Genomic DNA, 9,384 nt, shown 5'->3' with positions numbered 1-9,384 from the left:
ATAAATTTTTGTTGTGGGTGGCGGTTTTTTTTTTTTTCTCCAACACCCCCCACCCCCCCCCCCCCGCCCGCCCCGCCCCCCCCCCGGCGCCCCCCCCCCCCGCCCCTCTGACGACCCCACGAAGACAGAAGAAGAAGGACTGAGCACCATGACCGACGCACTCAAGCGCCTCAGCGACGAAGGCGTGGCGATCTGGCTGGACGACCTCAGCCGCAAGCGGCTGAACTCCGGCAACCTGGCCGAGCTGGTGCAGAACAAGCACGTGGTGGGCGTCACCACCAACCCGACCATCTTCCAGAAGGCCATCGCCGGCAGCGGCGACAGCTCCTACGACGGCCAGCTGCGCGACCTCGCCGTCCGCAAGGTCACCACCGACGAGGCGATCCGCATGATCACCACCTCGGACGTGCGCGACGCCGCCGACGTGCTGCGCCCGGTCTACGACGCCTCCAACGGCCGCGACGGCCGCGTCTCCATCGAGGTCGACCCGCGCCTGGCGCACGAGACCGCCCCCACCGTCGCCGAGGCCAAGCAGCTGTGGTGGCTGGTCGACCGCCCGAACGTCTTCATCAAGATCCCCGCCACCAAGGCCGGCCTGCCCGCCATCGCCGAGGTCATCGGCAAGGGCATCAGCGTCAACGTCACGCTGATCTTCTCGCTGGACCGCTACAAGGCCGTCATGGACGCCTACCTGACCGGCCTGGAGTCCGCCAAGGCCAAGGGCCTGGACCTCTCCCAGATCGAGTCCGTCGCCTCCTTCTTCGTCTCCCGCGTGGACACCGAGATCGACAAGCGCCTGGACAAGATCGGCGGCGACGCCAAGAACCTGCGCTCCAAGGCCGCCCTGGCCAACGCCCGCCTCGCCTACCAGGCGTACGAGGACGTCTTCGGCAGCGTCGACGGCCAGACCGCCGGCAGCGCCCGCTGGAAGGCCCTGGAGGCCGCCGGCGCCAAGCCGCAGCGCCCGCTCTGGGCCTCCACCGGCGTCAAGGACCCGGCCCTGCCGGACACCCTGTACGTCACCGAGCTGGTCGCCCCCGGCACCGTGAACACGATGCCCGAGGCCACCCTGGACGCCACCGCCGACCACGGCGTGGTCACCGGCAACACCATCGTCCCCAACTACGCCGACGCCAAGGCCGTCCTGGACGCCATCGCGGCCGCCGGCGTGGACTACGACGACGTGGTCCAGGTGCTGGAGGACGAGGGCGTCGAGAAGTTCGAGCAGTCCTGGACCGAGCTGCTCGACACCGTCACCGCCTCGCTCGCGTCCTTCGCCGACGAGAAGTGACCCCTGCTCACCGCCAGCGCACGAAAGCGGAGCCCATCAAGTGAGCACTGATTTCCCCGAGTTGACACCGGTGTCGGACGCGGACGATCTCCCGGCCACTCCCGTCAACCCGCTTCGTGACCCCGCAGACCGACGGCTCCCGCGCATCGCGGGGCCGTCGGGCCTGGTCATCTTCGGGGTCACCGGCGACCTGTCCCGCAAGAAGCTGATGCCGGCGATCTACGACCTCGCCAACCGCGGACTGCTGCCGCCGGGCTTCTCGCTCGTCGGCTTCGCCCGCCGCGAGTGGGAGGACGAGGACTTCGCCAAGGAGGTCCACGACGCGGTCAAGGACCACGCCCGGACCCCGTTCCGGGAGGAGGTCTGGCAGCAGCTCGCCAAGGGCATGCGCTTCGTCCAGGGCACCTTCGACGACGACGACGCCTTCGACAAGCTCCGGGCGACCATCGAGGAGCTCGACAAGGCCCAGGGCACCGGCGGCAACTTCGCCTTCTACCTGTCCGTCCCGCCGAAGTTCTTCCCGACCGTCGTCCAGCAGCTCAAGAAGCACGGCCTGGCCGACCCTCCGCAGGGCTCCTGGCGCCGCGCCGTCATCGAGAAGCCCTTCGGCCACGACCTGGAGAGCGCGCAGGAGCTCAACAAGGTCGTCCACGAGGTCTTCCCGCGCGACGAGGTCTTCCGGATCGACCACTACCTGGGCAAGGAGACGGTCCAGAACATCCTGGCGCTGCGCTTCGCGAACCAGATGTTCGAGCCGATCTGGAACCGGTCCTACGTCGACCACGTGCAGATCACGATGGCCGAGGACATCGGCATCGGCGGCCGCGCCGGCTACTACGACGGCATCGGCTCCGCCCGCGACGTCATCCAGAACCACCTGCTCCAGCTGATGGCGCTCACCGCCATCGAGGAGCCCGCCTCCTTCCACCCCAAGGCGCTGGTCGCCGAGAAGCTGAAGGTGCTCAGCGCCGTCAAGCTCCCGGCCGACCTCGGCCGGCACACCGTGCGCGGCCAGTACGCGGCCGGCTGGCAGGGCGGCGAGGAGGTCGTCGGGTACCTCGACGAGGACGGCATCGACCCGGACTCCAAGACCGACACCTACGCGGCCATCAAGCTGGAGATCAACAACCGCCGCTGGGCGGGCGTCCCGTTCTACCTGCGCACCGGCAAGCGCCTCGGGCGCCGCGTCACCGAGATCGCGGTCGTCTTCCAGCGCGCCCCGTACCTGCCGTTCGACTCCTACGCGACCGAGGAGCTCGGGCAGAACGCCCTGGTCATCCGGGTCCAGCCGGACGAGGGCGTGACGGTGCGGTTCGGCTCCAAGGTCCCGGGCACCTCCTTCGAGGTCCGCGACGTCACGATGGACTTCGCCTACGGCGAGTCCTTCACCGAGTCCAGCCCCGAGGCCTACGAGCGGCTCATCCTCGACGTGCTGCTCGGCGACGCCAACCTGTTCCCGCGCCACCAGGAGGTCGAGCTCTCCTGGCAGATCCTCGACCCGATCGAGAGGTACTGGGACACCCACGGCAAGCCCGCCCAGTACGCGGCGGGGACCTGGGGCCCCGTCGAGGCGGACGAGATGCTCGCACGAGACGGCAGGAGCTGGCGCCGGCCATGAAGATCGACCTCACCAACACGACGTCGAGCAAGATCAACGCCGCCCTCATGGAGGCGCGCCGGGCCGGTGGCAGCACCGCCGCCGGCATGGTGCTCACCCTGGTGATCGTGACCGACGAGGGCAGCGCCTACGACGCCCTCAAGGCCGCCAACGACGCCTCCCGCGAGCACCCCTCGCGCACCCTCGCGGTGATCAAGCGCGCCGGGCGCTCGCCCCGGGCCCGCGCCGAGACCCGCCTGGACGCCGAGATCCTGGTCGGCTCGGACGCCGGCTCCGGCGAGACGGTCATCCTGCGCATGCACGGCGAACTCGCCGCGCACGCCCAGTCCGTCGTCCTGCCGCTGCTGCTGCCGGACGCCCCGGTCGTCGTCTGGTGGCCGGACAACGCGCCGCTCCACCCGGCGCAGGACCCGCTCGGCTCGATCGCCCAGCGCCGGATCACCGACGCGGTCACCGCCGAGTCCCCGGTCGGCCAGCTCGCCCAGCGGGCCCAGAGCTACACCCCGGGCGACACCGACCTGGCCTGGACCCGGATCACCGGCTGGCGCTCGATGCTCGCCGCGGCGCTCGACCAGCGCCCGTCGCAGATCGTCTCCGCCGTGGTGGAGGGCGAGTCGTACAACCCCAGCGTCGAGCTGCTCGGCCTGTGGCTGCACAACCGCCTGCACGTCCCGGTCGAGCGCGTCGTCACCGGCGGCCCCGGCATCACCGCGGTGCACCTGCGCACCAAGGACGGGGACATCACCCTGGACCGCCCGGACGGCCTGATGGGCACCCTGTCGATGCCCGGCTCGCCGGACCGCCAGGTGGCGCTCAAGCGGCGCGAGACCTCGGAGCTGATCGCCGAGGAGCTGCGCCGGCTCGACCCGGACGACATCTACTCGACGGCCGTGCGCACGCCCGTGGACCGCCTCCACGAGCCCGCCAACGCCGAGACGGTGGCCGCCGGGCGGCTCGCCCAGGCGGTCTCCGACGTGCCGGTGGCCAACCCCGACCGGGTGACGGCCGCCGCCGCGGAGAAGAAGCCCGCGGCGAAGAAGGCCGCCAGGAAGGCCGCGGAGAAGGCCGACGAGCCGGCCGGCGAGCAGGCCGCCGGGGACAGCGCATGACCAACGCCACCCCGCAGCTCGTCGTCCACCGCGACAAGGAGCTGATGGCCCAGGCGGCCGCGGCCCGGCTCATCACCCGGATCGTGGACGCCCAGGCCGCCCGCGGCACCGCCTCGGTGGTGCTCACCGGCGGCCGCAACGGCAACGCCCTGCTGGCCGCGATCGCCGCCTCCCCGGCGCGCGACGCGGTCGACTGGGCGCGGCTGGACCTCTGGTGGGGCGACGAGCGCTTCGTGCCCGCCGCGGACCCGGACCGCAACGCCGTCCAGGCCCGCGCCGAGCTGCTCGACGCCGTCCCGCTCGACCCGGCGCGGGTGCACGAGATGCCCGCCTCGGACGGCGTGGACGGCTCGGACGTCGAGGCCGCCGCCGCCCGCTACGCACAGGAGCTGGCGAAGGCGGCCGGACCGGGCGACCGGACCGGCGTGCCGGCCTTCGACGTGCTGCTGCTGGGCGTCGGCCCGGACACCCACGTCGCGTCGCTGTTCCCGGAGCACCCGGGCGTGCGGGAGACCGAGCTGACGGTGGTCGGCGTGCGCGGGGCCCCCAAGCCCCCGCCGACCCGGATCTCGCTCACCCTCCCGGCGATCCGGGCGGCCCGGGAGGTCTGGCTGCTGGCGGCCGGCGAGGACAAGGCGGGCGCGGTCGCGCTGGCCCTGTCCGGCCCGGGCGAGATCCAGGCGCCCGCCTCCGGCGCGTACGGCCGCGGCCGCACGCTGTGGCTGCTGGACCGGGCCGCCGCCGAGCGGATCCCGCCGCAGCTGTACCCGCCGGCCTCGGCCTAGGGACTCAACGCCGAAGGGGGGGCCCCGCGGGGGGGGGGGGGGGCCGGGGGGGGTCGGGGGGGGAGAAGGCCGCCCCCCGGGGGGGCGCCCCCCCGGCGGGGGGGCCCCCCCCCGCTCGCTCGCGCGCCCGCTCGCCCTCGGTCACGCCACGCCGTGCCGCGCGCGTGTGGGGGCGGCGGCCCCCCGAGCGCCTCTTCCGGCTCAGATCTCGCCGCGCAGCTTGGCCAGCGCCTCGGCGAGGATCGCCTCGCCGTCGGCGTCGGTGCGCCGCTCGCGGACGTAGGCGAGGTGGGTCTTGTACGGCTCGTTGCGCGAGGGGGCGGGCGGGTTGTGCTCGTCCTGTCCGGCCGGGAAACCGCAGCGCGGGCAGTCCCAGGTGTCCGGGATGACGGCTTCGGCGGCGAAGCTGGGACGGGTCTCGTGCTTGTTGGCACACCAGAAGGAGATCCGGTTGCGCGGCGCGGACTCGCCGCGCTCCGCCTCGCCCATCGGGCCGGCTCCGACCCTGCTGCCACGGATGGCGTTGCCACTTGCCACGGTCTGACTCCCTGCGTGCTGGTACGCCGACCCGCCGCGGTGCGCGTCGGTGGCGAAAGTCGTCCTAGTGTAAGCAGGAGTTAAGGGTGCGCCACCATCGCCTCCGCCCCCGACCGTCCCAGGATAGGCGCTCGGGCGACGGGGCGTCAGGCTTGTGCGGGCTCCGTTACCAGCAGAGGTGTGCGGCCGGTCCTAGCCCTTGTACTTGAGCAGCAGGCTCAGCACCATGATGGAGGCGAACCAGCCCAGACCGACCACGATCGTGATGCGGTCGAGGTTGCGCTCGGCCACCGCGGAGCCGCCACCGGTGGACATCGCGCCACCACCGAACATGTCGGACAGACCGCCGCCCTTCCCCTTGTGCAGCAGCACGAGCAGGATCATCAGCAGGCTGAAGATGATCAGGGCAATAGAGAACCCGAGAACCACGACGGGACCAACTCTCTCGTATCTTCGGCGAAGGGGCCGGGCCGCGTCCGGCGGTCCGGCCCCAAAGCCTACGTTGCTGCGGCGGCGTTAGCCTACTGCCTGGTCACGGTAGCGCACGATCTTGGCGAACTCCGCGGCGTCCAGCGAAGCACCGCCGATCAGTCCGCCGTCGATGTCGGGCTTGGCCATCAGGCCGGCCGCGCTCGACGACTTGACCGAACCGCCGTACAGCACACGGACCTTGTCGGCCAGCGCGCCGTCGTACAGCTCGGCGATCCGCTTGCGGATGGCCGCGCAGACCTCCTGCGCGTCCTCCGGGGTCGCCACCTCGCCGGTGCCGATCGCCCAGACCGGCTCGTACGCGATCACGACGGTCTCGGCCTGCTCGGCCGGGACGTCCTTGAGGCCGCCGTCCAGCTGGGCCAGCGTGTGCTCGACGTGGGTGCCGGCCTTGCGGACCTCCAGCGGCTCGCCGATGCACAGGATCGGGGTGATCCCGGCCCGGTAGGCGGCCTTGACCTTGGCGTTGACGATCTCGTCGGTCTCGGCGTGGTACTGGCGGCGCTCCGAGTGGCCGATCACCGCGTAGGTGCAGCGGAGCTTGGCCAGCATCGGGCCGGAGACCTCGCCGGTGTAGGCGCCGGAGTCGTGCTCCGAGATGTCCTGCGAGCCGTACTTGATCTTCAGCTTGTCCGTCTCGACCAGCGTCTGCACCGAGCGCAGGTCGGTGAACGGGGTCAGGACGGCGACCTCGACGGCCGCGTAGTCCTTGTCGTTCAGGGTGAAGGCGAGCTTCTGGGTGTGCTGGATGGCCTCAAGGTGGTTGAGGTTCATCTTCCAGTTGCCCGCCATGAGCGGGAGACGTTCGGTCATTGCGTTCAGCCTTCCAGGGCGGTGAGACCCGGGAGCTGCTTGCCCTCCAGGTACTCCAGGCTCGCGCCACCGCCGGTCGAGATGTGTCCAAAGGCGTTCTCGTCGAAGCCCAGGATGCGGACGGCCGCGGCGGAGTCGCCGCCGCCGACCACGGTGAAGCCGGGGCTGTCGAGCAGCGCCTTCGCGACGGCCTTGGTGCCGTTGGCGTAGTCGGGGTGCTCGAAGACGCCCATCGGGCCGTTCCAGAACACCGTCCCGGCGTCGGCCAGCTTCTCCGCGTACAGCTCGCGGGTCTTCGGGCCGATGTCCAGGCCCTCCTTGTCCGCCGGGATGGCGTCCGAGGAGACGAGGTCGAAGGTCGCCGGGGTCTTGCCCTTGAGGTCCGGGAAGTCGGCCGACACCAGGACGTCGACCGGCAGGACGAACTCGACGCCCCGCTTCTCGGCCTCGGCCAGGTAGTTCAGGCAGACCGGGATCTGGTCCTCCTGCAGCAGCGAGATGCCGACCTCGTGGCCCTGGGCCTTCAGGAAGGTGTACGCCATGCCGCCGCCGATCAGGATGCGGTCGGCCTTCTTCAGCAGGTTGTCGATCACACCGAGCTTGTCGGACACCTTGGCGCCGCCGAGCACGACGACGTACGGGCGCGCGACCTCGTCGGTGAGCTTCTTCAGCACGCCGACCTCGGTGGCGATCAGGTCGCCGGCGGCGTGCGGCAGCAGGGCCGGGAGGTCGAACACCGAGGCGTGCTTGCGGTGCACCGCGCCGAAGCCGTCGCCGACGTACAGGTCGGCCAGGGCGGCCAGCTGCTCGGCGAAGGCCTTGCGCTCGGCGTCGTCCTTGCTGGTCTCGCCGGCGTTGAAGCGCAGGTTCTCCAGCAGCGCGACCTGGCCGTCGGCCAGGCCGGCGACGGCGGCCGCGGCGCTCTCGCCCACCGTGTCGGTGGCGAAGGAGACGTCCTTGCCGAGGATCTCGCCGAGGCGCGCGGCCACCGGCGCGAGGGAGAACTTCTCCTCCGGCGCACCCTTCGGGCGGCCCAGGTGGGAGGCGACGACGACCTTCGCGCCGCGCTCCAGGAGCTTGGCGATGGTCGGGGCGACCGCGCGGATGCGGCCGTCGTCGGTGATCGCGGCGCCGTCCAGCGGCACGTTCAGGTCGGCGCGGACGAAGACGCGCTTGCCGGCGACGTCGAGGTCTTCGATGGTCTTCACGGGTTCTTCGGTCTCCTGGGGAGATGGGGGGATGCGCAGGTGGGCGGCACGGCGCAGGGGCCGCCCGGAAGGTTCTTGTACGCAGAACGAGGGCCCGGTCGGCGTCGTGCGCCGTCCGGGCCCTCGCCCTCACATCACGTCAGCTCCCACTGCGTCAGAGCTGGCCACCGACGAGGGTGACCAGGTCCACGACGCGGTTCGAGTAGCCCCACTCGTTGTCGTACCAGCCGAGCACCTTGACCTGGTTGCCCTGGACCATGGTGAGCTGCGAGTCGAAGATGCAGGAGGCCGGGTCGTTGACGATGTCCGAGGAGACGATCGGGTCCTCGGTGTAGGCCAGGATGCCCTTGAGCGGGCCCTCCTGCGCGGCCTTCTGGAAGGCGGCGTTGACCTCGTCCTTGGTCACCTCGCGCTCCAGGGTGACGACCAGGTCCGTGATGGAGCCGGTCGGGACCGGGACGCGCAGCGAGGTGCCGTCCAGCTTGCCCTTGAGCTCCGGCAGGACCAGGGCGGTCGCCTTGGCCGCACCGGTCGAGGTCGGGATGATGTTCTGCGAGGCCGCACGAGCACGGCGCAGGTCCTTGTGCGGGAAGTCCAGGGTCACCTGGTCGTTGGTGAACGCGTGGACGGTGGTCATCAGACCCTTGACGATGCCGAAGCTCTCGTTCAGCACCTTGGCCATCGGCGCCACGCAGTTGGTGGTGCACGAGGCGTTGGAGATGACGTGGTGGTTGGCGGCGTCGTACTTCTCGTCGTTGACACCCAGGACGATGGTGACGTCCTCGTCGGTGGCGGGCGCCGAGATGATGACCTTCTTCGCGCCGGCGGTGAGGTGCTTCTTCGCGGCCTCGGCCTTGGTGAAGATGCCGGTGGACTCGACGACGATGTCGGCGCCCAGGGCGGCCCACGGCAGGTTCGCCGGGTCGCGCTCGGCCGTCACCTTGAAGGTGTGGCCGTCGACGGTGATGCTGTCCTCGGTGTGCGAGACCTCGCCCGGGAAGGTGCCCAGGGTGGTGTCGTACTTGAGCAGGTGAGCCAGGGTCTTCGTGTCAGTCAGGTCGTTGACACCGACGATCTCGATGTCCGCGCCCTGGGCCTTGACCGCGCGGAAGAAGTTGCGGCCGATGCGGCCGAATCCGTTGATGCCTACCCGGATCGTCACGAACCGATCTCCTCGTTAGGTACGCCGGAGCTAAGCCGACGGGGGTGAGATTTGGGAAGTCCCCGACCGCCTATGACCCTACCCCTCCGGGGCCTGGGAGGGCACATCGCACCAATTCGCGAGACGTGGCGTGGCGTGGCCCAAACCCCATTTCAGGCCTTCCGTCCTTGGTTCCCCGGGCAGTTGGACCCGGGCCAGTGGTCTCTACCAATTTGCCAAACCGGACTCCGGCCGCACGGACCCGCGCGGGCCGTCCGGACACGACGGCGGGGGGGGGGGGGGGCGCCCGCCCCCGCCCCCCGCCGGGGGGGCGCCCCCCGGCGGGGGGGGGGGGCGGGGTGGATCTGAGAGAGGGCGGGGGTGTGCGTGGGC

At 71.1% G+C, this 9,384-nt stretch carries 9 protein-coding genes; 4 read left to right on the top strand and 5 right to left on the bottom strand.

Annotation, left to right across the window (positions count from 1 at the left end):
* Nucleotides 1-148: 148 nt before the first annotated feature.
* The 4 genes from tal (at nt 149) to pgl (ending at nt 4,803) form a co-directional block, all read left to right on the top strand.
* Nucleotides 149-1,291, top strand: coding sequence for a transaldolase (tal, locus tag ACFV4G_RS26265; protein WP_380444452.1), 1,143 nt, complete (start codon nt 149-151; stop codon nt 1,289-1,291).
* A 70-nt stretch (nt 1,292-1,361) separates the two neighbouring features.
* Nucleotides 1,362-2,909 carry a glucose-6-phosphate dehydrogenase gene (zwf, locus tag ACFV4G_RS26260; protein WP_380444480.1) on the top strand — a complete coding sequence of 516 codons (1,548 nt, stop codon included), beginning with the start codon at nt 1,362-1,364 and terminating at the stop codon, nt 2,907-2,909.
* Entirely contained in the window at nt 2,906-4,018 is a 1,113-nt protein-coding gene (opcA, locus tag ACFV4G_RS26255) for a glucose-6-phosphate dehydrogenase assembly protein OpcA (RefSeq protein ID WP_380444450.1), read from the top strand. The genes zwf and opcA overlap by 4 nt, the downstream gene beginning before the upstream one ends.
* Entirely contained in the window at nt 4,015-4,803 is a 789-nt protein-coding gene (pgl, locus tag ACFV4G_RS26250; RefSeq protein WP_380444449.1) for a 6-phosphogluconolactonase, read from the top strand. Before opcA ends, pgl begins: the two co-directional genes overlap by 4 nt.
* Nucleotides 4,804-5,004: 201 nt before the next feature.
* Here the strand turns inward: pgl and ACFV4G_RS26245 are convergent, their stop codons facing one another.
* The 5 genes from ACFV4G_RS26245 to gap all read right to left on the bottom strand — a co-directional run bounded on the left by ACFV4G_RS26245 (nt 5,005) and on the right by gap (nt 9,012).
* On the bottom strand, nt 5,005-5,292 hold the full coding sequence (locus ACFV4G_RS26245; protein ID WP_030308030.1) for an RNA polymerase-binding protein RbpA: 288 nt from the start codon (nt 5,290-5,292) through the stop codon (nt 5,005-5,007).
* 240 nt (nt 5,293-5,532) lie between these two features.
* Nucleotides 5,533-5,769 carry a preprotein translocase subunit SecG gene (gene secG, locus ACFV4G_RS26240; RefSeq protein WP_380444447.1) on the bottom strand — a complete coding sequence of 79 codons (237 nt, stop codon included), beginning with the start codon at nt 5,767-5,769 and terminating at the stop codon, nt 5,533-5,535.
* Between the two features lie 87 nt (nt 5,770-5,856).
* Nucleotides 5,857-6,642, bottom strand: a complete 786-nt coding sequence (gene tpiA / locus ACFV4G_RS26235; protein WP_359960816.1) for a triose-phosphate isomerase — start codon at nt 6,640-6,642, stop codon at nt 5,857-5,859.
* A 5-nt stretch (nt 6,643-6,647) separates the two neighbouring features.
* Nucleotides 6,648-7,850: a phosphoglycerate kinase gene (locus ACFV4G_RS26230; RefSeq protein WP_380444445.1), complete on the bottom strand. Its 1,203-nt coding sequence runs from the start codon at nt 7,848-7,850 to the stop codon at nt 6,648-6,650.
* A 154-nt stretch (nt 7,851-8,004) separates the two neighbouring features.
* The gene (gap, locus tag ACFV4G_RS26225) at nt 8,005-9,012 is read right to left on the bottom strand and encodes a type I glyceraldehyde-3-phosphate dehydrogenase (RefSeq protein ID WP_380444443.1); all 1,008 of its coding nucleotides are present in this window, start codon (nt 9,010-9,012) and stop codon (nt 8,005-8,007) included.
* Nucleotides 9,013-9,384: the final 372 nt, after the last annotated feature.

This window comes from Kitasatospora sp. NPDC059747 (assembly GCF_042732955.1).
Taxonomy (GTDB): Bacteria; Actinomycetota; Actinomycetes; order Streptomycetales; family Streptomycetaceae; genus Kitasatospora.
The sequence above is the reverse complement of the archived record's forward strand: the minus strand, read 5'-3'. Positions and strand labels throughout refer to the sequence as shown.

Coding starts and splice junctions, on each gene's coding strand:
- tal (WP_380444452.1), top strand. CDS start 149: ATGACCGACGCACTCAAGCGCCTCAGCGACGAAGGCGTGGCGATCTGG.
- opcA (WP_380444450.1), top strand. CDS start 2,906: ATGAAGATCGACCTCACCAACACGACGTCGAGCAAGATCAACGCCGCC.
- pgl (WP_380444449.1), top strand. CDS start 4,015: ATGACCAACGCCACCCCGCAGCTCGTCGTCCACCGCGACAAGGAGCTG.
- ACFV4G_RS26245 (WP_030308030.1), bottom strand. CDS start 5,292: ATGGGCGAGGCGGAGCGCGGCGAGTCCGCGCCGCGCAACCGGATCTCC.
- tpiA (WP_359960816.1), bottom strand. CDS start 6,642: ATGACCGAACGTCTCCCGCTCATGGCGGGCAACTGGAAGATGAACCTC.